The organism is Psychromonas marina (genome assembly GCF_030161115.1).
GTDB lineage: Bacteria > Pseudomonadota > Gammaproteobacteria > Enterobacterales > Psychromonadaceae > Psychromonas > Psychromonas marina.
Genome location: NZ_BSPQ01000013.1, coordinates 476,653 through 500,286 on the forward strand (window position 1 = coordinate 476,653; position 23,634 = coordinate 500,286).

Annotated in this window: 21 protein-coding genes; 8 read left to right on the plus strand and 13 right to left on the minus strand. The window is 39.2% G+C overall.

Translation table 11 applies throughout. The features are described from left to right. The first annotated feature begins 5 nt into the window (after nucleotides 1-5). Genes dinG through QQK09_RS14110 form a run of 4 tightly spaced genes read left to right on the plus strand, consistent with a single transcriptional unit; the run spans nucleotide 6 to nucleotide 3,556 of the window. Nucleotides 6-2,078 (plus strand): ATP-dependent DNA helicase DinG, encoded by a 2,073-nt coding sequence (dinG, locus tag QQK09_RS14095; RefSeq protein WP_284204791.1) that lies wholly within the window; start codon nucleotides 6-8, stop codon nucleotides 2,076-2,078. Further along, nucleotides 2,075-2,854 carry a TSUP family transporter gene (locus QQK09_RS14100; protein WP_284204792.1) on the plus strand — a complete coding sequence of 260 codons (780 nt, stop codon included), beginning with the start codon at nucleotides 2,075-2,077 and terminating at the stop codon, nucleotides 2,852-2,854. Before dinG ends, QQK09_RS14100 begins: the two co-directional genes overlap by 4 nt. After that, a complete protein-coding gene (gene priC, locus QQK09_RS14105; RefSeq protein WP_284204793.1) occupies nucleotides 2,842-3,402 on the plus strand; it encodes a primosomal replication protein PriC in 561 nt (186 codons plus the stop codon). The genes QQK09_RS14100 and priC overlap by 13 nt, the downstream gene beginning before the upstream one ends. Next, nucleotides 3,395-3,556 (plus strand): YbaM family protein, encoded by a 162-nt coding sequence (locus QQK09_RS14110; RefSeq protein WP_284204794.1) that lies wholly within the window; start codon nucleotides 3,395-3,397, stop codon nucleotides 3,554-3,556. Before priC ends, QQK09_RS14110 begins: the two co-directional genes overlap by 8 nt. 47 nt (nucleotides 3,557-3,603) lie before the next feature. Here QQK09_RS14110 and QQK09_RS14115 read toward each other — a convergent pair whose 3' ends face one another. From QQK09_RS14115 to QQK09_RS14135, 5 genes are all read right to left on the minus strand, one after another. Next, a complete protein-coding gene (locus QQK09_RS14115) occupies nucleotides 3,604-5,220 on the minus strand; it encodes a methyl-accepting chemotaxis protein (RefSeq protein ID WP_284204795.1) in 1,617 nt (538 codons plus the stop codon). 52 nt (nucleotides 5,221-5,272) lie between these two features. Next, entirely contained in the window at nucleotides 5,273-5,557 is a 285-nt protein-coding gene (locus tag QQK09_RS14120) for an acylphosphatase (protein WP_284204796.1), read from the minus strand. Between the two features lie 202 nt (nucleotides 5,558-5,759). Then, nucleotides 5,760-6,458, minus strand: a complete 699-nt coding sequence (locus QQK09_RS14125; protein WP_284204797.1) for a hypothetical protein — start codon at nucleotides 6,456-6,458, stop codon at nucleotides 5,760-5,762. Continuing rightward, on the minus strand, nucleotides 6,445-6,699 hold the full coding sequence (locus QQK09_RS14130) for a DUF2960 domain-containing protein (protein WP_284204798.1): 255 nt from the start codon (nucleotides 6,697-6,699) through the stop codon (nucleotides 6,445-6,447). Before QQK09_RS14130 ends, QQK09_RS14125 begins: the two co-directional genes overlap by 14 nt. A 348-nt stretch (nucleotides 6,700-7,047) precedes the next feature. Next, on the minus strand, nucleotides 7,048-8,073 hold the full coding sequence (locus QQK09_RS14135; protein ID WP_284204799.1) for a porin: 1,026 nt from the start codon (nucleotides 8,071-8,073) through the stop codon (nucleotides 7,048-7,050). Between the two features lie 256 nt (nucleotides 8,074-8,329). Between QQK09_RS14135 and QQK09_RS14140 the strand changes: the two genes are divergently transcribed. From QQK09_RS14140 to QQK09_RS14150, 3 genes are read left to right on the plus strand one after another with little or no spacing between them, the layout of a single operon-like run. Beyond that, nucleotides 8,330-8,683: a VanZ family protein gene (locus tag QQK09_RS14140; RefSeq protein WP_284204800.1), complete on the plus strand. Its 354-nt coding sequence runs from the start codon at nucleotides 8,330-8,332 to the stop codon at nucleotides 8,681-8,683. Next, on the plus strand, nucleotides 8,683-9,678 hold the full coding sequence (locus QQK09_RS14145; protein ID WP_284204801.1) for a phosphotransferase: 996 nt from the start codon (nucleotides 8,683-8,685) through the stop codon (nucleotides 9,676-9,678). Before QQK09_RS14140 ends, QQK09_RS14145 begins: the two co-directional genes overlap by 1 nt. Beyond that, nucleotides 9,653-10,573 carry a 3'(2'),5'-bisphosphate nucleotidase CysQ family protein gene (locus tag QQK09_RS14150; RefSeq protein ID WP_284204802.1) on the plus strand — a complete coding sequence of 307 codons (921 nt, stop codon included), beginning with the start codon at nucleotides 9,653-9,655 and terminating at the stop codon, nucleotides 10,571-10,573. Before QQK09_RS14145 ends, QQK09_RS14150 begins: the two co-directional genes overlap by 26 nt. Before the next feature lie 9 nt (nucleotides 10,574-10,582). Here the strand turns inward: QQK09_RS14150 and radD are convergent, their stop codons facing one another. Beyond that, nucleotides 10,583-12,328 (minus strand): DNA repair helicase RadD, encoded by a 1,746-nt coding sequence (gene radD, locus QQK09_RS14155; protein ID WP_284204803.1) that lies wholly within the window; start codon nucleotides 12,326-12,328, stop codon nucleotides 10,583-10,585. An 87-nt stretch (nucleotides 12,329-12,415) separates the two neighbouring features. On the opposite strand from radD, the gene QQK09_RS14160 reads away from it, so the two are divergent. Continuing rightward, a complete protein-coding gene (locus tag QQK09_RS14160; protein WP_284204804.1) occupies nucleotides 12,416-12,721 on the plus strand; it encodes a hypothetical protein in 306 nt (101 codons plus the stop codon). A 69-nt stretch (nucleotides 12,722-12,790) separates the two neighbouring features. Here the strand turns inward: QQK09_RS14160 and QQK09_RS14165 are convergent, their stop codons facing one another. The 7 genes from QQK09_RS14165 to QQK09_RS14195 all read right to left on the minus strand — a co-directional run. Next, nucleotides 12,791-14,731, minus strand: a complete 1,941-nt coding sequence (locus QQK09_RS14165) for a bifunctional diguanylate cyclase/phosphodiesterase (RefSeq protein ID WP_284204805.1) — start codon at nucleotides 14,729-14,731, stop codon at nucleotides 12,791-12,793. A gap of 3 nt (nucleotides 14,732-14,734) precedes the next feature. Then, nucleotides 14,735-15,400 (minus strand): transglutaminase-like cysteine peptidase, encoded by a 666-nt coding sequence (locus QQK09_RS14170; protein ID WP_284204806.1) that lies wholly within the window; start codon nucleotides 15,398-15,400, stop codon nucleotides 14,735-14,737. A gap of 41 nt (nucleotides 15,401-15,441) precedes the next feature. Next, nucleotides 15,442-16,044, minus strand: a complete 603-nt coding sequence (locus QQK09_RS14175; protein ID WP_284204807.1) for an OmpA family protein — start codon at nucleotides 16,042-16,044, stop codon at nucleotides 15,442-15,444. Beyond that, entirely contained in the window at nucleotides 16,041-17,441 is a 1,401-nt protein-coding gene (locus QQK09_RS14180) for a TolC family outer membrane protein (protein WP_431312600.1), read from the minus strand. The genes QQK09_RS14175 and QQK09_RS14180 overlap by 4 nt, the downstream gene beginning before the upstream one ends. A gap of 25 nt (nucleotides 17,442-17,466) precedes the next feature. Next, on the minus strand, nucleotides 17,467-18,840 hold the full coding sequence (locus QQK09_RS14185) for an HlyD family type I secretion periplasmic adaptor subunit (protein ID WP_284204809.1): 1,374 nt from the start codon (nucleotides 18,838-18,840) through the stop codon (nucleotides 17,467-17,469). Further along, nucleotides 18,837-21,014: a type I secretion system permease/ATPase gene (locus QQK09_RS14190; protein ID WP_284204810.1), complete on the minus strand. Its 2,178-nt coding sequence runs from the start codon at nucleotides 21,012-21,014 to the stop codon at nucleotides 18,837-18,839. Before QQK09_RS14190 ends, QQK09_RS14185 begins: the two co-directional genes overlap by 4 nt. A gap of 221 nt (nucleotides 21,015-21,235) precedes the next feature. Next, nucleotides 21,236-23,634 (minus strand): cadherin-like domain-containing protein (locus QQK09_RS14195; protein ID WP_284204811.1); only part of this gene is annotated, 2,399 nt, incomplete at its 5' end.

Below are 23,634 nucleotides of genomic sequence, written 5' to 3' on the forward strand. Positions count from 1 at the left end.
AATATATGCTCTCAGACACAGTAAAAAAACAGATACGCCATGGTTATGACAAACTCACTCAAGCACTGCCTAATTTTGCTAAGCGAAAAGCACAAAACTACCTCGTTGCAGAAATAGCCAAAGTACTCGCGGGTGAGTATGAAAAGTCACGTAGAATATTAGTCGCTGAAGCGGGAACAGGTATTGGTAAATCATTAGCTTATATCTTAGCTGCACTGCCTGTTGCGCAAGCTAATAATAAAAAACTGGTTATCTCTACCGCAACCATTACGCTGCAAGAGCAATTAATCAATAAAGACCTGCCTTTTTTTCTACGCCATAGTGATTATCAATTCACTTTTACCCTAGCCAAAGGCAGACAACGTTATTGTTGTGAGCAAAAATTATTAGCAACACAAGATACAAGCCAGCAAGACACTCAAGCACAATTGTTTGAGGAGCGCCCTAAAGCGGGTGATCAAGAGTTATTAAAACGTCTACATAAGGCTTATCTAGACGGAAAATGGCAAGGGGATCGTGACAGTTGGCCCACCCCGATTCCAAATAGAATTTGGCAACATATTGCTTCGGATAAATTTAGCTGCAAGCGCGCACTCGCTAATCATCGCCAATGCCCTTTTCATCGTGCACGTGACGACATTAACAAAGCGGATGTGATTGTGGTTAATCATGCTCTATTACTTGCTGACCTTGAACTAGGTGGCGGTATTATTTTACCTGATCCAGATAACTGCTTTTATGTATTAGACGAAGCACATCATCTGCCAAAAATATCACGTGATTTTGCTAGCGCTTCTACCAATATAAAAGCCGCGCAAGAGTGGTTAAAAAAACTCAAGCCACTTAATCAACATATCTCTAAAAAGATCAACAAACACACGACCATCACGCCCTGCTTGAATCTATTAGAAAGTGGTGTAGAGCTGGATGCCTCACTGAAAAAAATAGAACATTTCTTTCGTGATAATGCACAGCTGTTCGGGGAAAAAAATCAGTGCCGTTTTGAGCTCGGTGAGTTACCCGATGCCCTTATCAACATCATCAATGATCTACAAATGGAGAGTAAAAAAGGAGTTGCTGCATTATCCAAGCTCTCATCCATCATTGATGAAGAGATAAAAGATGACAACATTAAAGTACGTGATGCTGAGCCACTGCTGATTGAAACCGGGCTATTCTTACAACGTTTTGAAAACATCAACTGCTTAAGTAATATGTTAATCCGCGATCGTTCAGAGAAACAAGCACCGATCGCCGCTTGGGCCGACAATGAAAATGGTGAGCTTAACTTACACGGCTCCCCGATAGAAGTGGGTGGTTTATTAGAATATATGCTTTGGTCACAAGCTGCAGGTGTCATTGTTTGTTCCGCAACCCTTACTTCTTTGAATAGCTTTGAATATTTTAAACGTCAAAGTGGCTTACGCAGTGATGATGGTACGCAATATTTACGCTTAAAATCCCCCTTTGATTACCCATCTGTTGATCTGATTATTGCAGATATGCAGCATGAACCTACCCATGCAGATTTTGACAATGAATTAGTTGATAAAGTGGCTACCTTTATTGAAGATAAAGAAGCGAATTTAGTGTTGTTTGCTTCCTATTGGCAGATGAATTTAGTGGCCGACAAGCTCGCTAAAAAATATGGACAAGCTCTGTTAGTTCAAGGCGTATTATCTCGTAGCCAATTAATCCATGATCATAAGCAGCGTTGTGAGAAAGGGTTAACTTCAATTTTATTTGGAACTGGCAGTTTATCCGAGGGCTTAGATTTACCCGGTCATTACCTAACTAATCTCATTATTACTAAATTGCCCTTTGCTGTGCCAAATTCTCCCGTTGAAGAAGCACATTCTGAATGGATAACCTCCCAAGGCGGCAACCCATTTATGCAACTCGCCATTCCTGAAACCAGTAAAAAACTGATTCAGTCATGTGGTCGCTTAATTCGTAAAGAGCAAGATACTGGCAGAATTATTATTTTAGATAAGCGTGTAAAAACAAAACGCTATGGTAAAGGCCTGCTAGACGCATTGCCTCCATTTAAACTTCAATTTGAGCAAAACAGAACATGACAGAAATGCTACTTGATCCAAGCACCTTATTACTACTTGCAAGCATAGGTTTACTAGCAGGGTTTATTGATGCGATCGTCGGTGGCGGTGGTATGCTCACTGTACCTGCACTATTAAGCTTAGGCTTACCACCTCACTTAACGCTGGGTACCAATAAATTATCAGCTTGTTTTGCATCAGGCACTGCTGCTTATACGTATTTTAAAAAACAATTATTTAATCCCCTGTTTTGGAAAAACAGTCTTTATAGCACTTTTATCGGTGCATTGATGGGGACAATTTTAGTTAATTTCATCAGTGCTGAATGGTTAGAGAAAATCCTACCTGCAGTGATCCTTTGTGCCGCTATTTATAGCCTATTTAATCGTATGAAAGAACAAGATGGCAATTCACCGCCTGAACTAACGCCTGCAGTAAAACTAAAACAACGACTACAAGGTTTCATTTTAGGTTTTTATGATGGCTATGCAGGACCAGGAACGGGTGCTTTTTGGGTTATCTCTAACATGCGTTTATACAAGCTCAACATTTTGCTTTCTAGTGGCGTTGCAAAATCGATGAACTTCACCAGTAATTTTACTTCGCTATTAGCCTTTATCTACTTTGGGCAGGTAAACTGGTTGATTGGTCTCACTATGGGCAGTTGTTTAATGCTCGGTGCATACATCGGCGCTCACTCTGCCATTCACTTTGGCGCTAAATTCATTCGCCCTATCTTCATCGTGATTGTTATGATCATGGCACTTAAATTAGGTTATAACGCATGGCTCAGCTAGATAATGCCTCTATTCTACAATTAAGAGGGCAATTAACCGCCCTTCAAGCTCGCTGTATAAAAATAGACTTACAACTAACACAAACTGAGAACCGCTGCTTTGTTTTTGAAGCACACCAGTTTTCAAAACGTAGCCTGACCTTAATAGGCTACTTTAATCAGGTTGAAAAAACCCTTAATTCATTGCAAAATAGTATTGATAACAAACGCCAAGAGCTATTAATCAAAATAGAATGTGAGCAATTTGTAAATCAGTTTCAGTTACTTATGCAGCTTGTTCAGTCTATTGAAAAGGGCAAAGCAGCATTGCTTTATAAATCTTACTCTTCACCCAAAGAAAAGATCTTTCAGCAACTGAAAAAGCAATCTGAATATGAACATCGCCTGCTAACGATGATTGCAGAGCAAGAAGAACTTCTCTCTAGTGGGGAAGAATGTAATCGCTCATATACCAAAGAAAAAATAGAAGCATTAAAAATTCGCTTCCATAAATGTAATACTTTTACCCAAAAATTAGAGTTTCAACTTGAGGAAATAAACGATGAGTGAACAGCACCATAGCTTAGCGGATGCACCACCAGCAGTACAAATTGCAGTAGATTTAATTGAATTACTAGAAGAAAACAAGATCGAGAGTAAAATGGCTATCGAAGCCTTAGAGATTGTTTTAAATGATTTCAAAAAAAAAGCACAAGTTAAATAACTCATGCTTTTGTTTTATTAATAGTTAAACGACAAGCCGGTAACAACTCATATTGTAAAACGTTCTATGCGTTTATCAACATCTTCAGAAAGTGATTTTACATTTAAGCTTTCAATTTTCGTTTGTTCACTGGCTTGTTCTGTTTCCACTGAAATATCACTAATACTCACCATCGCACGTGCGACCTCATCAGCAACGGCAGCTTGCTCAGTGGTTGCTGAGGCGATTTGCCCGGTCATATCGTTAATTCTATTTACATGATCAACAACTAGCTTCAATTTTTCATCTGTATGTGTAGTCGCTTCAATCGTTTGCTGAGCAGCATCCTTACCTGCAATCATACTTTCTGATGCTGTTTGTGAAAGTGATTGTAGTTGCTCGATGATCTTTTGTATCTCAATCGTAGAGTTCTGCGTATTTTGCGCAAGGCTCCTTACTTCATCAGCAACAACAGCAAAACCACGTCCAGCTTCTCCTGCACGCGCAGCTTCAATGGCAGCATTTAAGGCTAATAAATTCGTTTGATCAGAGATAGAGGTAATAACATTAAGTACTTTGGCAATTTCAGAGGAGCCCTGTTTTAACTCTTCAACAACAACCCCAGCATGATCAATTTTTTGCGCCGCGTCATCAACAAGCAGTAATGTTTCTGCAACCATCAAACTCGCATCATTGATCATCGTACTCGCTTCTTGCGTCGTATTCGCCGCAGTCAGCGTATTACCTTCTACCTCTTTCACCGTTAACGACATCTCCTCGATTGCGCTAACGACGGTTTGAATCTCTTCCGATTGTTTACTCACACCACGATTTGTTTGTTGCGCTATCACCGCTAGACTGTCAGAAGCGTCAGTTAAGTCCGCAGAGGAACCCGACAATTTTTCAAGCAGATTATGGAACTCACTTAGCATAGAGTTTATTGAATGACTTAATAAACCTAATTCATCTTTGCTTGAGTCTGAAAGGCGAAGTGTAATATCACCTGCTTCAACTTTAGCCATCACTGTCTGAATATTATTAATAGGCACAATAACAGCGGAAATAATTTTCCAAGCGATGAAGATCAATACCACTAATACAATAAATACCACTAACGCCATCTCGACAAGAGAATCAAATGCGGTTTTTTCGATATCGCTGATATAGATACCAGTACCAACGACAATGCCCCATGGTTTAAATTGCAGTGCATAGGAGAGTTTATCTTCTGCAGGACCATTAACGCCACGTTTAAACTGATATTGCGTATAGCCGCGGTTATTTATTCCATTACTGCCATTGTAGATATCTTGGTAGACAGATCGCCCATTCGCATCTCTTATATTCGCAACGTTGATGCCAACCTTTCCACCTTCTACCGTAGCTTTGAGTTCCATATCCGTGGTGAATGCAAAGAAATAATCACCGTTCCCGTAACCCATACTAGTGAGTAATGCATAAAACTCTGCTTTTGCTTGCTGCAAACTTAATTCTTTTTGATCAACCTTCTGTTGATATAATTTTAAAACGCCCTCAACGCTCTCTACTTGTACTTTTAATTGAGTTTCTCTATCTGAGTACATCTCCTCTTTTACTAAGGAGATCCCCTCATAACCGATGAATAAAATTGATAAGAATGAAAATAAAACGAAGCAATAAACTTTCTGTTTGATGGTAAATGACACTAAACAATTCCTTTTGTAGTTGTAACTCTATTTACTGCTGATGCAGCTTGACTTAATGCGGTAAAAAACGCTTTTTCTCCATGTATGCGATCTCTTCGATCTTAATATTTTCAACGCTTGTGGTTTTAGGTCCCGTTTCTAGCCATCTCAGCAGATGTTGTAACTGCAAATCTTGGCCAAACATTAATACCTCTACCGAGCCATCACTTAAATTTTTAGCGTGTCCAACGATATTGTGTTTCTGAGCTTCTATCGCGGTAAAATAGCGGAAACCAACACCCTGTACGACGCCGGTTACGATGACTTTATAACCAATCTTGTTATGAATCTCACTCATAAACTGCTCCTATTATTTATAATATAAAACACTTTCTTTTATTATAGCGGAGACTTTATGATACGAAACACCACAAAAACATAAAATTAAACGTATAAATATCAATGTGTTGCACACATGCGATGTAAGCTTCGCAATATACGCTAAATTCAATAACTAATTTATAAAACTTATGTAACGTTATGTAACGGAAGGGAAGTTTCTATTGTAATTGAGACCACGAAAGTGATGACCATGAATCTGCTGCGGGCCATTTTTCGGGCGTAAGTGTCAGTGGATATGTATTAGATACGGGAACGGTTTCACCACTGAATTGATGCTGTAGGTAATAACCACTGTTGGGAGCTCGAATTAATAATAGCTGCGTTTGTACAAGGAAATCACTCGGGGAATGCTCTTTACTTTGCGAAGAAGCTTCTTGGCTAGCGTAATCATACAACACAAAAACATCCTGCTCTGATATCTTCAAGAAGTAGATAAACCCACCTAGTTCAGGCTCTTGAAAACGACAAACCTGTTGTACGTTATAGGTTTCTTCAACTACTTCGCCACTATTGATATCTTGTAAGATTAGCGGGTAAGGATTAGGTAAGTCTTTAAGCCATTTATAACTACTAAATAATGCAAAGCAGCCAGTCGTTATGATTGCGATTGTTGGTAAATGTGAATAGTTAAGTAAAACAGTAACAAGCGAACTATGAGTGGAAAGGTAACTTAGAAAACCACTCAACATCAATAGAGCAAGTAGTGAACATCCCCAAACCACAAAGCTGTTCAATATCGCTTTCAGTAAACGCTTTCGAGGACTGATAGCCCCCTTTAAAAGATGTGTTAAATGTGCCACCTCCTCGCTATTAATTGCACGAGTTTGGGAGGCAACCATTACATCATTTTTTGTCATCTTCATCACGAACAAACTTAATTTCAGAAAAGCCCATTTGTGCAAATTCAGTTTTACGATGGTTCTTTAAAATGCCCTGTCCACGACAGCTCATCGCAAGTTGTTTTTCCATCGCAAGAAATTTTGTTAAATCGATACCTTCTGCATGTGCAACTGCTTCATAGATATCATGGTAAACACCATAAGAAAATTGCATTGTTTTACGCTGTTTTTTGAAAATATAAGTTACTTGACGAGCCATCGGTTACCCTTTTTGAGTTTAATTTTTTTGAGGAGTGCATGTTACCGTATGCGGCGCAGTCAGCAAGGCAAATTATGATCAAATCACAAAGTAACTAAAGAAAAGTAGTTGTCACTTTTAAACAGCTAGTAAATTTAATGAGACTAGCGGGCTGTATAAGTCGGTCGAGTTAACCGCGTCAAATAATTCTTGGGATTAAGATATCGGGGACTAAAAGTTCGGGGACTAAAAAATATCGGAAAAAAAAAGGACCAGATAAATCTGATCCTTTAATGAGCATTGTTAATGAGAGCATGAGCATGCGTTTAAAAATGCTAACGGGTAATCAACTACGGTGTTACCTATGAATTATAGGTAAACACGTGCGCCGATCATCCAAACGTTGTCTTTCTTAGTAGAGATATCTGTACCCAGGTCAAATTGGTAACCTGCGTAGCCTACAACACTTGGTGCGAAGTTGTATTCAACTTGAACAGCTGTTTGGCTTAGCTCAGTTTGGTTAGTTGTATCGTTAGTTACTTCTTCGAAGTTTAAGCTTACATTTACACTGTTTTCAAATGCGTATGCCACTAACGCTTCAACATCTGAACTCTTAGGCGCTAGACCATCAGGGCGGTAAGCAAATTCACTTTCACCGTATACAGCTGCAACGTATAAACCTTGGCCGTAAGAACCGTATTTAGCAGCAATTTTAGTTACTGTTGCAGTTTCTTTTTTTGCTTCAGTAGCGTAATTAACATCACCTGAGTTGTGTGTTACACCAACAGTGAAGTCAGAGAAGTCAAATGATAATGCAGCTTGGTAACGTGCTGAATAACGATCTTTAGCATTATTCTCAAGTTCAGCAGTTTGAGCACCTTGTACACCTAAACCAAAGTTTAATGCGATGTTTTCAGCTAGATCAAAGCTATTGCGGTAGCTTACCATGTTGTCGCCACGACCCGTAGCCAGCTGACTCATGTCATTGTTGTATAAGTTTTCATTTGCGAATGCGATTGGCATATCAGCTAAACCATTTACATCGTATGTTGGTGCCCATTGTGTACCAACTGTCACGTTACCGTATACATCGTGTGTTAGACCAACGTAACCTAGACGAGTCCAGAACGTGTTCTCGCCACCGTCCATGTTAACACCAAATTCAACAAGTGTATTAGCAACAAAACCATTACCTAAATCACGAGTTGCACCGATATTAATACGTGGAGAAACAGAGTTTACACCTGTAGAACCTTCGTCAGAACCGATCAGGCCAGCAGAGATATGACCGCCAACAGAGAAAGTATTTACTTCGTCTGCATATAGTTCAATTGCAGAAGCAGAAGATGCGAAAATCATTGCAGGGATAGCAGTGGCAAGTAATGTTTTTTTCATGTGATGTATAAGCCTATTCAGATTAAAAGTACAAAGTCCGTTGAACTTTATGAGACAAGCGATGTCTCGGGAAAAGACATTAACAAAACAAGTTTGAGATAGAAACATAACAAACATCAAATAAAGAGCGTAAAAATAGTAACCTACGAGTAAATATAAAACAGTTCCCTTATCCAAATGGCTTTAATATACTGCCATCCATCGCTGATTTTTTACAATAACAGCGCATCTCATACATAATTTTCATGGTGTAAATATGCTTCAAATCATCCAATTTATTAAACAACAATGGTGGATCATTAGTGCGATTATATTACTGTTGATCACTCTCTTATCACTGACGCCGTTACCTCACCTTCCTGCAGTACCTGGGAGCGATAAAGTACACCACCTCTTAAGCTATGGGGCTCTTTTCTTTCCAATTGCATTAGCTAGACCCAAAGGATGGATATGGATTGGTGTGTTTTTTTTCCTTTGGAGTGGTGCGATTGAACTAATTCAACCCTATGTTAACCGCTATGGTGAATTGTTGGATATGTTAGCTAATGGTGTGGGTTTATTCTGCGGTTTTGTAATCGCGTTGTTAATCAACATGGCAATCAAAAAATAATGATAGATAATCAAATAAAAAGCCTATTACTAGCACTATCGAATAGCAAAAAAATATCTGCGATCGACTTGATTCAAGGTGCTTGGGGAGGATATGGACAATTATTGCGCATTTCTGTTATCGGAGGGAACATTAATTCACTCATAATAAAGCAGATAGACACGCCGCAACCTGACCAACACCCAAAAGGTTGGAACACTAATCGATCACATCAGCGCAAACTGACCTCTTATCAAGTTGAGTCACATTGGTATCAACACTATGGACAATTTCATCAACAGAAAAGTTGTTATATTCCACGACATTTATTCTCTGATAAAAAGAAAGATCAACAATTATTAGTGTTAGAAGATCTGCGTGAACAGGGATTTCCGATTGTAAAAGCACATTGTTCTTTAGCAGAAGCAAAAACCTGTATTACTTGGCTAGCACAGTTCCATCTCTTGCACATGCACAGAGCGCCGCTAGGTTTATGGGAAACTGGAAGTTATTGGCATTTAGCGACTCGTCCTGACGAACTTGAAAACTTGCAAGATAGTCCACTCAAAGCCGCAGCAAATCACATTGACCAAATACTGTCTGCATGCCCATACCAAACATTGATACATGGTGATGCCAAATTAGCTAATTTTTGTTTTTCAGAAGATGGAAAACAGGTTGCAGCGGTCGACTTTCAATATGTGGGACAAGGTTGCGGCATGAAAGATCTTATTTTATTTATTAGTAGCGCGGTAAAACCTGAACACTGTAAACAACAAGCCCCACTATTAGTGGACCACTATTTTAAAGCGTTAAAACAAGCAGCTGAAAATTCCGCTGTTGATGCGGAACAATTAGAAAACGCTTGGCGCCCTTTATATGCGATTGCATGGGCAGACTTTCAACGTTTTGTGAAAGGTTGGTCTCCAGATCATTGGAAGATCAATGATTATACTGAATCGCTTACCCAACAAGCGTTAGGAGAAATTGATGCACTTCTCAATAACGCAACTTAATCAATTAAGTAGCATCGCGTTAAAAGCGGCAACGCTAGCAGGTCAGTACATTAAACAGTTTGACAGATCGCAACTAAAAACTAACTTTAAAGTATCAGGCAGTAGCCTTAGTTCACAAGTGGTAACCGAGGTTGACTTGCATTGCCAAGGAATCATTATCGAGCAGTTGCAAGTAAGTTGTGAACACTATGACATTGCCCTACTCAGTGAAGAGAACTGCACTGAAGTGTTGATTGACCAACATCCTCGACTCAGAAAGTCTCACTTTTGGTGTATCGATCCGCTCGATGGCACACTACCTTTTATCGAAGGTACTGATGGTTATGCTGTATCCATCGCCTTGGTTGATAAAAGTGGCACACCGATTTTAGCTGCTATCTACTTGCCTGCAACGAGCGATGCATATCATATGAAATTTGATACTCATGGCAAACCTCACGTCTATAAAAATGCTGCTGTTTTTAGCCCTAATAGTAATGTCGAGAATAAAAAGTTGAAGCAAACACGAGATCTTAGTTTTTATTGCGATCGTAGTTTTCTGACTAGCAAGCAGTACCCTGCCCTTATTCAACAACTAACCGCGCTTTTGCCCACAATAGGGTTAACTGCATTAAAGGTTATCAGCGGCAACGGCGCCGTGGTAAACGCGCTATTAGTGTTAGAAAACGCCCCTGCTTGTTATATAAAAATTCCAAAACACCAGCAAGGAGGCGGTGCACTTTGGGATTTCAGTGCAACCACTTGTATCAGCCAAGCAGTGAACGCTTGGGCATCAGATATTCACGGTTTACCTTTGCAGCTCAACCAACACGACAGTTATTACATGAATAAGAAAGGAGTTATGTTTGCTTCAGATAGACAATTAGGAGAAATATTACTAACTGCTCTCGCCTGACAGCTTATTTTATTGCTCTTTTTTATAAAAATCGAGATCAAAGAGCTTATCGCGCACTTTCCAAAAACGCCCATCTTTATGCGCGATGACAATGTCAGGATGACGTAAACGGTGTTGATTACGAATCACTTTTGTAGGGGCACTTTCACTGAATTCACGATGACGATCTATTAAGTGCGGTTGAATAAATTGCTGTAAAAAATCACGCTTTTGCGCTTTACTTGAAAGTTGCCATACCTGTTTAATTTCAGCATTATTCTCGCCAATATAAGTTACTGATAACTGAGGTTTATCAAAACGATTTTTAGTCGCTTCTAACTGCATATCTGTACACTTAAGGATCATCGAATCCTTAAGGTTCATCGCTTCGCGCAATTTTTTGTCGGGATCAACTAAAACATGGTCGCAACCGCCACAACGTCGTGCGGCAATATCATTCGCCTCACCGCATAACTCACAAATTTTAGCGCGGAAACGGTAACCGCAGATATCACGACTGCCATCTTCAAGTAGTTTATAACCCTGACATTGTCGCCCATAGTGTTCAATCACAAATCCAGCAGGATCCACCTTTGCCCAAAAGTTGTTATTAAACAGGCAGGCAGGACAAGGGATAGTCACCATTTCACTTTCACTATTTGGCTTGGGATCTCCCAATTCAGGCTGATATAGGTCATAACAGTTACCTGCAAACTCCATCACTAAGCAATCCTCTTTTCCCTCAAAGAGGCGTAAGCCACGCCCTACAATTTGTTGGTACAGACTTAATGACGCTGTTGGCCGTAAGATTGCAATCAGATCAACATGGGGGGCATCAAAACCGGTGGTTAATACCGATACATTTACCAAATACTTAATCTGTTGGTTTTTAAATGCGGTAATAATGCGGTCTCGCTCCTCTATGGGTGTATCACCAATCACTAGGGCCGCATTTTCATCCTTTAGATAACCGATAATCTCCTGTGCATGATTGACCGTAGAAGCAAATATCATGACACCTAAGCGATCCTTAGCTTGCTCAACCACCTGTTTGATAATAAGTGGTGTCGCACGTTTAGATTGTTGTATGACACCATCTAAATCAGCTTCTTTATAATGCCCGTTTTTAGAAGCATTAATTGATGAAAAATCATAACCTAATACCGCCATATCCATCACTTTAGGCTGCGTTAAGAATTTTTCATCGAGTAAAAAACGAATTGGCAGGTCAAAAATACAATCACGGAAAAATCGTGGTTCCGTTGAACGTACTTGACCCCTAGTGTGATATTGATAGATCCAGCCAAGCCCTAAACGATAAGGTGTTGCTGTCAAACCGAGTATTTTCAGATTAGCGTTACTTTTTTGCAGGTGTTTAATAACACGCTGGTAGGCACTATTCTCATCAATAGGCACACGGTGGCACTCATCAATCACTAATAAACTAAATTGTTCGCTAAATTGTTCGAGACTGTTAACAATGGACTGAACCGACGCAAACACGACCTGTTGATCCGATTCTTTTCGCCCGAGTCCAGCAGAAAATATCGACGCTTTAAGGTCATAACTTTCATATTTCTTATGGTTTTGCTCAACGAGTTCTTTAACATGTGCGAGTATCAATACACGCCCTCGTGCTAGACGGGCCAACTCAGCAATGATTAAGCTTTTACCCGCCCCCGTTGATAAAGCGAGTACCGCAGGATCACTACTTTTGCGAAAATAATGTAGCGTAGCGTTAACGCTATCTTGTTGATATGGGCGAAGTTTATACATTGTTTTCCAAATAAACGGATTTAAAATAGCGCTGTCACGCAAAAATCGTAATAATACGCTAATTATCCTAACCTAGACAAAGCTAACATGACAAATATTACTAAAGCACAATTGATTGAACAGCTGCACCTTTGGGGCACACAAAAAATATCATCGGAACAACTTCAGGACTGGATGGTAACCCATTATGATCCACCTGAAGTTGAGATTGGTGTCGGTGAAACAGAATGGGTGAGTGAGGCGATGAATATCATCATGAATGAATATGAATTGGCAAAAATTGAGAAGTTTAAAGAGGAGGGCTATCAACATGCACTGGCCTTTTTAGACTCTGAGCAAGAGAACTTTTATCAACGTAAACACGCTTTTGTACATGATGGTTTTGCTGATTAAAACCTTTACCCACGTTACTAATATTGAGTGACGTGGGTACTAGCTAACGTGGTTATTAGCTAACCACGATTAAGCTGTAGTGATCTCTACAGGAGGCATAATATACCCCTGATAGCCTTCAGCTCTTAAAGGTTTAATCGTTTGCAGATGTCTCTCATCTTCAATACCGGTAATAATTGCAGTGATGTTTAACCCTCTTGCAATATTAACCAGTGCACGACAAAGCTCTAAGTTCTGTTGATTCTCTTCATTTTCCTCGTTGTTGTAACAAGAGAGTGACATATCTAGTTTGATATAATGTGGCTTTAATTGCTGTAGGTAGGTCAATGACCCCATCTGTCTACCACAGTTATCAACCCCAAACTTCGATCCTGCCATCGTAATAATTTCACAAAGCTGTAAACAGGTATCCAAATTTTGCGTAATACCTGATTCAGACATCTCGAAGTGAAGTTTTTCAGGAGAACGAACCTCCGATAAATACCCTTTAAGCCAACGATGAAAGTCAAGGTTATTGACACTCTCACGGGATAAATTAACTGCAATCGGTTCACTATTCAGATCAAGCAATTTTTCTTTTGCTATCGCCTGTAGTAAACACCTATCTAAACGATGCCCAAGTGTTAAACGTTCAATATAAGGCATGAATTGCCCTGCTTTGATCACTTTTCCATCAACTTCTAAACGACAATATATTTCTCGATGTATGACCTCGCCATCACTACACTGCTGGATTGGTTGCCATTGAAATAAGAACTGATTTTGATTAATCGACTTAACTAATTGTTCACGCCATCCTTCACGGCTCACATCTTGCTCTGACTCAACATAAAACCAATTGCTTATTTTATTTTCATTGAGCGCTTTTTGCAGTGCATTATCTGCTTGTGATAATAATTCGGCACGGGTTACACCATTCGTTCGCTCACTTATACCTATTGCAAAGTCTTGATTAGACTCAAAGCTTGCATTCAGCATCTCTTGGTTAATGAGTCGAATCAATGATTGCAATGATTCCAGTACTTGCTCTCTATCCGCTTTACGAATTAAAAAAGCAAACTCAGTATTAGAGATACGTGCAACCAGTGTTTCATCCGCATGTGGTAGTTCTTTAGTAAATTTTTTGGCAAGTACTTTAATGGTTTGATCACGCATCTGATAACCATAACGACTATGTAACTGATCTAACCAGTTCAAATCAGCAATTAATAAAGCGCCTATATCAGGTTCATTGAGCCAACTATTTAACTGACCAGTAAGATATAAACGGTTAGGGAGATGTGAAACATGATCACGTAAAGTATCATCTTTAAGACTCTCAACTTCATCATCTAAAGCAGAAAAAACCTGTTTTAGCTGACCTGACATTGAGTTTATTGCTCCGACGACCTCTTTCAATTCCGTTGTTGATGGGAGCGCCATACTTGGATTAAATTTACGCTGTGAGACATCACGTGCATGCTCAGCAACTTCATGAAGAGGTTTTAAAATTCGTTTTAAACGTAAACGTAGCAGTACCATACAAACAAGAAAAAGAATCGCTAATACCATTAAGGTATTATTCATGATTCGCCATAACTCTCTATATCCGATTGCAGGATTAGAAACGACTTTAAGCGTGGCTAACTGCAACCAACCTGAGGTAATAGTTACCTCTTTGCTCTGTGCCTTAAATAGATCTAAATCAATAAACCATTGTGGCACCTTTTGAATGCTAACCTCATTTTTCCATTGCTGTTGTTTGTTATCTGCAAGCCAAGACAACGTGACTTGTTTATAAAATCCGCCTTCAAAAATAACATTGACTAAAGTATCAACCGTCGCCGCATCCCCTGTTTCTAAATGTGGTTTTAACATCAAACTCAAAGAGGTAACCGTATTGTTGAGATCAGAATCCATTTGATCAACCATAAACGCTTTGGTTTCAGTAAACTGAAAATACACCAAGCTAGACATCACTAATAAAAACAGTGCCAATAACAATGAATTTATCTGATTATAAAGGGTCATTTTTTACTCCATTCTCAATTTTGGTTGTTTAAGGTTTGAGATACCCATTCGTTTGTTTAAGTCAGTCCATTGCTTAAGACGTTCTGATTTACCGGCAAGTACACCTTGCCCTTTACTTTTATTAAGCCAAAGTTGTTTACCATTAAAGCTATACACAGGGATAAGGTCTTTACGCTGCGTTGCTGGCTTAATGTTGCCATCGATATTATCGAGAATAACCGGAACCGAACTAGGTGTTGCATAATAAGCAACGACCATGTGGTACTGATTTAAAGTAACAGCTTTAACCATGGTAATACGCATTTTATTATCCGGAATACCAAGCTCTAATAGTGTAAAGTACTTGGCAATGGCGAAGTCTTCACAGTCCCCCGCATTTACCCCTAAAAACTCGATCGGTGTTGCCCAATAGTTATTAACTCCCCACAACTTAATATCATTGGTAAAACGTAATAAGTTGAAAAAGTTATTCACTCGATAAAGTTGTTCTGCTTCATCAAGTGAATTAGCATTTTCCATTAAGCGAAACCAGGCATTACCTCTTTTCCCTGCACGTTCACCATAATTATCAATAAGTGCTGCAACAATTTTGGATTCATCAAGTTTGCTCATCTTTTGTGCGTGTAAAAATGAAACCATCATTAACAATAAACTAGTTATGATTAGCATTTGCCAAACAAGCAAAATAGATGAGCTTTTCAAACGCTTAATTACTCAACTTCATTATCAACACTGTATATATTCCACTTCATATCTATAAAACTTTTATCGCTACTAATTTCCGCAACGATTCGTCGATTACGAGCATGAATATATTCATCATTTCCTTCTAATAATAGTTTTTCAAAACCATAACCTATTGCAGTGATACGCTTAGGTGCAATATTAAATTGACGAGCTAAAATGTTTTTAATCGCAATCGCACGGTTTTCTGATAGTTTTTGATTAAGCTGTGCACTACCACGAATACTAGTATGGCCTTCGATGGTAACGATTGTTTGTGGGAACTCTGTCATAAAATCAGCTAGTTTTTTTATCTCAGGTAGATATTCTTGCTTCACAACGTAGGAGTTAGTCGCAAAGTTTACCTGCAATTTACGGCGTACCGTCTCTACAGTTTGCGAACCACAACCATCATTATTTACTTGTGAGCCCGCATAAGAATCAGGGCATTCATCCCGCGCACGAATAATGCCATCACCCTCACTGTCGTTTAAGTTGAATTTCTGAACCGTCGGTTCTTCTGTCATATCAATAACTTGCGTTGAACAAGCAGATAAAAATATAACACATAATAAGATTAATTGTTTCACTGTGGAACTCCTCCATCAAACTGTTCTTCGCCTAACCAGCTATTAGGTCGCGTAACACGCAGTGCTTCAACCAATAGCCCTATCGAATGTAAAATTCTGTACTGTGCTGATATTTCAGTAAATTCAGCATCTAAAAAGTCACGACGTGCTTGATATAACTCATTCTCTGTATCTAGTAGATCCAGCAAGCTACGTTGTCCTATTTTAAACTGCTCTTTATAGTCTGACTGGGTATCTTTCGAAGCAACAACATGCATTTTTATGTACTTTTTCTGCAAATTAAGCTGTTCAAATGCATTCCATGAAAGAATAAACCCTTCACTAACTTGGCGATGAACATTACGGTTTAACTCTTTTGCTTCACTTATTTTATAAGCCGTTTCTTTAGCATAAGCTTCGTCTTTCCCCCCGGAAAAAAGGTTATAAGACACACGTAACATAGCGAGTACTTCGTTATTATCGCCACCAACATCAGTGAACGTATTAACGCCATTTTCACCATCTAAGTTATCATTAAAGTTGGCATTAACATCAATCCATACTTTAGGGTAATAATTAGAATTTGACGTTTCATGCTGTGCATTTGCCGATTGAATATCATTGGTTGCCGCTTTAATCACCGGGTGATTATCCAATGCCATTTGCAGACCTTCTTCTTCTGTTTTTGGCAACATTGCAGAGTCTGGATATGGAATAACTAAGTTATCTGGGCGTTGTTCAATAACGCGGTAAAAAGTTACCTTACTGTCTAAAAAATTATTTTTTGCAGCGATTAAGTTTGATTGTGCTTTTGCCAATCGACCATTGATCTGTGAAAGATCAGCGGAACTTCCGAAACCTGAGTCAGTACGTTGTTTAATTTGATCATAGATTTCTTCATGTGCAGCGAGGTTTTTCTCTGAAAGCGCAACCAGTTTTTCAGCTTTAATAAGATCTAAATAAACCTTACTGACTTCCAATGCAAGATCCTCAGCAATGCTATATAAGCGCCACTGTTCAGCACTTGTTGCATAACTCGTTCTATCAACTTCACTACTGGTATGAAACCCGCTAAACAACTCTTGCTTTAGGCTTAATCCAATTTCACGTCGGGTTAAGTCTTCAGTGTCATCCCCTCCAGCTAAACCCGATCTCCTAGTAGTTGGACTATCAGTATATTCATAACCAATACCCGCTGTTGCATCGATTGTTGGCCAATAACCAGATTCTGCTTGCTCAACCTGTTTTTCGTTTACCTTAAAACGGGTATATGCGGCACGCAACTCAGGGTGTGTATCAAAGGTAAAAGCAACCGCTTGTTCTAGTGATTGGCTATTTACCACGCTTGGTAGGAACATAGCACTGCATAGCAGCCCTATCGCCCCTTTTTTTACTAAATTGAAACGTTGTTGTTTCATCATAACTCCATTTAAATTATCCATCTTAATATTCCCTAAGCGCCATCTCTTTAGCCCTTAAAATCGGATTTAAAATATACTCAAGTATAGTCCGCTTGCTAATAATCACATCAACAGTGGTCATCATGCCTGGAATGATCGGCATATCTTGCTTGTCACGACTATGCATACTTGATTCCGTGGTCCTCACTCTTATAATATAAAAGCTATTGCCCTCTTCATCTTGTGTTGTATCAGCACTAATATGCTCAACAATGCCTTCAAGCCCGCCATAACGTGTGAAATCGTAGGCGGTAACTTTCACCATTGCAGGTAAACCAACGTGGATAAAAGCGATATCTTTAGGGATGATTTTCGCTTCTACCAATAATTTATCTTCCGAAGGTACTATCTCTAACAGTACTTCACCAGGCTTCACCACCCCACCTAATGTAGTAATATGCAGTGTCTTAACTGTCCCCACGACAGGTGATGTAATCAGTGCTTTGCTCACTTTATCTTTTACACCGACCTGTGCCTCACTAAGTCGTGAGAATTTAGATTGCAATTCGTTAAGTTGAGCGCGCGCTTCGGTTCGATATTTTAATACTGCTTCGCGACGCTTTAAAATGGCTTCTTCATAGGAAGATTGCACCTTAGGCTTTAATAAACGCAACGCATTAAGTTCACCTTTGATATCATTCACACTACGTTGTAACTTCAACAGTTCAACTTCAGGTACAATGCGTTTTTTAGCGAGAGGAATGGTCAGTTTTAATTCTCTATTTGCAAAATTTAAACTACTTCTCAGCGTATTAATTTTAGAACTAATCTCTTTTACTTCCTGCTCTCGCTGCTTTATCTGCTGCCCTTGAATCGCAACCTGATTTTCCAAATTATTAATACGTGTTGTATATTCATCTTGATTACGTGCGACGAGTTCAGGGGAAGTTGTTTGCAAATCATCAGGAAATACCAGCACCTCTTTTTTTATTTTCACTTGCAGTTGCCACTCAGCGACATCTGCAACTAATACATCACTTAACTCTGCACGTAGGCGAATAATATTGGCACGTAACGCATCAACTTCTTGTGTTTGCTGCGCCATATCAGAACGAAAACGAGTATCATCAATACGAGCAATCAACTGCCCTTTGGTAACCTGCATTCCCTCAGTAACATATAGCTCTTGTAATATACCGCCATCAAGGCTTTGGATTATTTGCACTTGTGACGAAGGAATTACTTTCCCCTCACCACGGGTGACGCGATCTAATTCAGCGAAATATGCCCAGACCATAAAACAGATAAACAGTGCAAGCAGTGCCCAAATTGTTAACCGATGTACCGTTGGTGTTTGCGTTAAGATAGCGCCATAAACATCATCCGCCATCTCTAAATCTTCTTTACTTACTTTCATTGTTTAGCCCCCTTCTTAGGAGCGCTGCTCAACAATCCATTTTTAAGTTTTTCCAATATGAGTTCTTTTGAACCATCTGCGACTAGGTGCCCACTATCAAGTACGATAATTCGATCCACTAATTGCAACAGGTGCATTTTATGAGTAATTAAAAACAAAGTACGATTTTGAGCGGTGACTTTCATCGATTCAATAAATAACTTTTCAGCACGTGCATCTAAACTTGCTGTTGGTTCATCAAGTAATAACATCTGCGGATCATTAAGTATTGCTCTTGCAAGCGCAACTGCCTGCCTTTGCCCACGAGAAAGAGATTTCCCCCCTTCTCCAACTTGTAACTCTAAACCTTGCGATTCCATATCAGTGAACAGGCTAACACCGGACATCTGCACTGCACGCAGTAATTGATACTCGGTCACCTGTTTAGTGCCAAAAAGAATATTATCTTTGATCGAACCATGAAAGAGCACAATATCCTGTGGTAAATAGCCAATATTACGGCGTAAATCACTGGGGTGAATCTGCCCTTGATGTAAGCCATCATAGCGAATACTGCCTTGCCCCGGCTGAAATAAGCCAAGCAATAATTTAGCTAGCGTTGTTTTTCCTGAGCCATTACGCCCGATTATCGCTATTTTTTCTCCAGGCTTCACTCTCAGGGATAAGGGATATAAAGCAGGTTTTTCAATATCAGGATAATGAAAATTAACATGTTCAAAAACAATGTTACCTTTCAATTTAGTATGACTACCCAAATGGCCTTTGTTTTCAAATTCTCCCTCTTGGTCCATAATGCCATCGAGTTGTCTTAAGGAACTGACGGTTTGGTTATAGCGTGTCATTAACGCAGCTATTTTTGCCATTGGTCCAACAGCACGACTTGATAGCATAACGGCAGCAATGATCCCCCCCATTGATATCAGGCCTTCAGAGACACGATAGACACCAAGTACAATTACAGCGACTACCACCATCTGTACGATAAAACTGGAAACATTCGCAACAGAGTTAGTGATGACTTTAGTTTTTAGTTGCCATGTTGAGGTATGCCCAAGCATTTGCTGCCACGCATTTTGCACTACGCCCTCTGCACCATTTGCTTTGATAGATTCAAGCGATGATAGGCTTTCTATAAGGTGGCCATGGCGAAGCCCGGAGAATTTATTACTCTCTTCGATTGCATGACGTAGACGTGACTGGACTAATAAGGCATAACCTAAAATAAGTATTGCTGCAATGACAGAGAAAACAGCTAAGTCTCCGGCCACCAAATAAATTATAAATACAAACAGGAATGCAAAGGGTAAGTCGACTAATGCTGTCACTGTGGCTGATGATAAGAAATCACGCACGCTATCAAACTCACCGAGTTGTCTCGCCATACCACCGACACTTGGCGCACGCTTTTCCAAAGAGAGACCGATCACTTTTGCGAATAGTTTAGAGGAGGTTTGTATATCGACTTTTTTACCTGCAACATCAATAAGGTAACCACGAAGTTGCTTAAGTATAAAATCAAAGGTGTAAGCAACAGTTGCGCCGACAGCCAATACCCATAAACTCTCAAAAGCTAAATTAGGTACAATTTTATCGTAAATATTCATCACCAGTAACGGTGATACCAATGCAAAAATATTCACTAGAATAGACGCGACAATAACATCACGATAAATCGGTGCCGATTGGCGGATAGTTCCCCATAACCAATGCTTTTTATTGTCACTAATATGAACATCAAAATCTCGATCACCGTGATATTTCTGTTTAATCAGAAACAGATAACCCACGTAAACAGATTCTAACTCTTCAATAGTTAACTTTTCTTCACCACCCGTCTCAGGCAATGACAAAATTGCCTGATTGTTTTTAAAATCTATGGATTGTAAAACACATGCTTTTTGGTCTTTTAGCATAAGAATGCATGGGAGCAGCATTTTGGGGATATTATTGAGACTTTTACGGCTTAATTTTGCACTTAACCCCGCACGCAAAGCAGCCTGAGGCAATAACTCAGGCGTCAAAACACTGCGACTAAGTGGAAGACCTGCAGCAAGCGCTTCTGCTGAACAAGGATTTCCAAAGTGTTCACTTAATAAAACTAAACTGTCTAAAAGTGGATCTTCGCTAATACTTTGAGAAGCGTTAATCGTCCACTGTTCCTGGGAAGATGACATTTAAATACTCGAGTCCATTTAATATTTAAGTAAGTATATAACTTATAAGAATTTTTTAGAGAAATGTTAATGAATTAAATGGTGACAACACCAAAAGTGGAGTTTATATGAATTATTTATCAAGTAAAAGCTAATGTAAGCAGAAACTTAACTTACATTAGCTTTTTATTAGCGTTTTAATAAAAATTAGCATTCAATTAAACAATTCATTAATGCTTTAGCTAATCATTAATGATGACCTCTAATATATCAGCATTAATCGGTGATGGCGTTATTGTGGCATTGTCAGCAATAAACAATGCACTTTCATTATTTGTCCCTGCTAGTAAGTCGTTAATAATAGTCACATCATCACTACCAAGATCAACACCATCTAATACAATCGTTTGCATCAACTCAGTGCCACCATCAGCATGAACAGAAATAATGGTATCTCCATCATTACTATCAAAGTCTAAGAAATCATTGAGGTTGTCGCCGTTGTTGATTTGTAATAAATCACTTAAATCAAGCTTGTCACCCTCAGTAATATCAAAACCTTGAATATGGTCAATGCCTGTATCACCTTCTAGCCAAACGAAAGTATCAGCACCCTCACCACCAATCAGTAGATCATTACCAAGCCCGCCGGTAAGTGTATCATCGCCCCCTTGACCAAAGATAATATCGCGACCATCACCTCCATTAAGCTTATCATTTCCATCCTTAGCCTCTGTAGTATCAAAATCACTCGTATTTTCACTCACGTAATGATGTACGTCTGCAATAGTAACGTCATTAACATCAGCAATATTTAATTTTCCAGCAACATAAGTTTGTAAAGCTAAATATCCATCAGTTGAATCAATAGAGTTTGGTGCAAGATCCCCAAATATGATGTCATTACCAGCACCACCATCAACAGTATCATTACCTTGAGATAATAAAGCTTCACTTCCTAAAATAATCGCAGAAAGGCCATTTACATTAACAGTAGCACTAGGATCACTATCACTATCGTAAGGTTTCAACTCATCAAGAGATATGTCGTTTTTGATACCAATTGCTTCTACTTCAGATAACTCTTTTAGAACGTTGTATGCTGCTAAAGCTTCTGTTTTAGCAATATCATATACATCAGAAACAACAATATTATTATCTAGATAAGCATTAGGTACACCATCAGTAATGAAATAAGTGACATTTGTTCCATCATTACTAGCGGCGATGCCATTAGTAAACCAATCTGTTGTTTGTTGGAATGCCGCTTCATAATTGGTCCACCCTCCATTCGTAATACTGTTGTAAGCATTAGTTAATGTCGTTAATGGATCGGCACTAGTATTAAGATTAATTGAAACTTCTTGCTGTGCATTAGTATCGAAATCAACTAAAAGTACATTTACAGTGCCACTGTTATCTAATTTGGCATTAGTGATTAGCTGGTTAAATACAATAGTTAGTTGCTCTTTAGCAGTAGCAACTGCTGCATTGCCCATACTACCAGATGTATCAAGAATAAAGGCAATGTTGAAATTTCCACCTTTAACTATTTGAGTATATTGAACATCACTTACGATGACATCATTTCCATCTGTTCCAGTAATAGTATTGTCACCTGTGCCACCAGAGTCACCAGAATAGTTATCAGCAGTGCCAATAATCGTAATAGTTGCTGTAGCGGTATCCGTCCCCCCGTTTCCATCGCTAATTGTATATTCAAAAGTATCAGTAGCAACTTGACCTGGTGCGAGCTGATCATAATATCCACTAGGATCATAAATGAATGTACCATCAGCATTTATCTGTATATCGACACCATTCTGCGAAGTAACAAGGGTATCAACGATAAAAAGTGCATCTCCATCAGGATCACTGTCATTATTAAGTAGACTGCGGGCCGGGACAGTCAATGTTGAACTGTCTAACAACTGATCCTCAGTAACCTCATAAACACTATTATGCTCGGCGCTACCCGAAGCAGTGATACCAGTGATGAAATAGTCACTTTGATCATTACTGCCCGCTTGTTCCAATGCTTCGAAACTAATGGAATCAAATACTATGTCACCTGTATCAATCGTTACAATTGCAGTCTTATTATTGTTATCGGTTGTTGTGAAAATGCCGGAAGCAACTTCAACACCATTTTTATAAGCGATCCATTGTCCCTGCTCATAACTTTCATAACCAGGTGAATTTTTGTCTGTATCGTATGAATAGATACGAGCAATATTCACTGTTGCAGTATTAACATTTCCGTTAAAAGTGATATCAATAGAATCACGGCTATCAAAATCTATCTGACCATTATTAACACCGAGTGCGTTTTTATTATCAGAAACATTATCGGTTTCTATTGTGACCGAATCAGCTCCATCATTCTTATCTGAAGCAGATATCGATACAGCAGAACCGGTGCTATCTATATTTTTCCAGTTTGTATCACCACTGTTATTAGCAGAGTCTGGAGCAAAATCGCCTAGATTTACGGTGTAAGGTTCACTAGTTGAAAGACCATCATCGATGGCCATAGGCGCGTCGTTGACTTGGTTTACCGTAATTAATAAGGTAGAGTCATCGGTGGATTCGCCGTTGCTCACGGTGTATGTCACCGTTGGTACAACACCATTGAAGTTAT

What these genes read in the sequence shown, in the direction of transcription:
- QQK09_RS14130 (WP_284204798.1), bottom strand. Translation starts at nt 6,699, where the DNA reads ATGGCTCGTCAAGTAACTTATATTTTCAAAAAACAGCGTAAAACAATG.
- QQK09_RS14110 (WP_284204794.1), top strand. Translation starts at nt 3,395, where the DNA reads ATGAGTGAACAGCACCATAGCTTAGCGGATGCACCACCAGCAGTACAA.
- dinG (WP_284204791.1), top strand. Translation starts at nt 6, where the DNA reads ATGCTCTCAGACACAGTAAAAAAACAGATACGCCATGGTTATGACAAA.
- QQK09_RS14125 (WP_284204797.1), bottom strand. Translation starts at nt 6,458, where the DNA reads ATGACAAAAAATGATGTAATGGTTGCCTCCCAAACTCGTGCAATTAAT.
- priC (WP_284204793.1), top strand. Translation starts at nt 2,842, where the DNA reads ATGGCTCAGCTAGATAATGCCTCTATTCTACAATTAAGAGGGCAATTA.
- QQK09_RS14135 (WP_284204799.1), bottom strand. Translation starts at nt 8,073, where the DNA reads ATGAAAAAAACATTACTTGCCACTGCTATCCCTGCAATGATTTTCGCA.
- QQK09_RS14165 (WP_284204805.1), bottom strand. Translation starts at nt 14,731, where the DNA reads ATGACCCTTTATAATCAGATAAATTCATTGTTATTGGCACTGTTTTTA.
- QQK09_RS14185 (WP_284204809.1), bottom strand. Translation starts at nt 18,840, where the DNA reads ATGAAAGTAAGTAAAGAAGATTTAGAGATGGCGGATGATGTTTATGGC.
- QQK09_RS14180 (WP_431312600.1), bottom strand. Translation starts at nt 17,441, where the DNA reads ATGAAACAACAACGTTTCAATTTAGTAAAAAAAGGGGCGATAGGGCTG.
- QQK09_RS14140 (WP_284204800.1), top strand. Translation starts at nt 8,330, where the DNA reads ATGCTTCAAATCATCCAATTTATTAAACAACAATGGTGGATCATTAGT.
- QQK09_RS14120 (WP_284204796.1), bottom strand. Translation starts at nt 5,557, where the DNA reads ATGAGTGAGATTCATAACAAGATTGGTTATAAAGTCATCGTAACCGGC.
- QQK09_RS14170 (WP_284204806.1), bottom strand. Translation starts at nt 15,400, where the DNA reads ATGCTAATCATAACTAGTTTATTGTTAATGATGGTTTCATTTTTACAC.
- QQK09_RS14145 (WP_284204801.1), top strand. Translation starts at nt 8,683, where the DNA reads ATGATAGATAATCAAATAAAAAGCCTATTACTAGCACTATCGAATAGC.
- QQK09_RS14150 (WP_284204802.1), top strand. Translation starts at nt 9,653, where the DNA reads ATGCACTTCTCAATAACGCAACTTAATCAATTAAGTAGCATCGCGTTA.
- QQK09_RS14100 (WP_284204792.1), top strand. Translation starts at nt 2,075, where the DNA reads ATGACAGAAATGCTACTTGATCCAAGCACCTTATTACTACTTGCAAGC.
- QQK09_RS14190 (WP_284204810.1), bottom strand. Translation starts at nt 21,014, where the DNA reads ATGTCATCTTCCCAGGAACAGTGGACGATTAACGCTTCTCAAAGTATT.
- QQK09_RS14160 (WP_284204804.1), top strand. Translation starts at nt 12,416, where the DNA reads ATGACAAATATTACTAAAGCACAATTGATTGAACAGCTGCACCTTTGG.
- radD (WP_284204803.1), bottom strand. Translation starts at nt 12,328, where the DNA reads ATGTATAAACTTCGCCCATATCAACAAGATAGCGTTAACGCTACGCTA.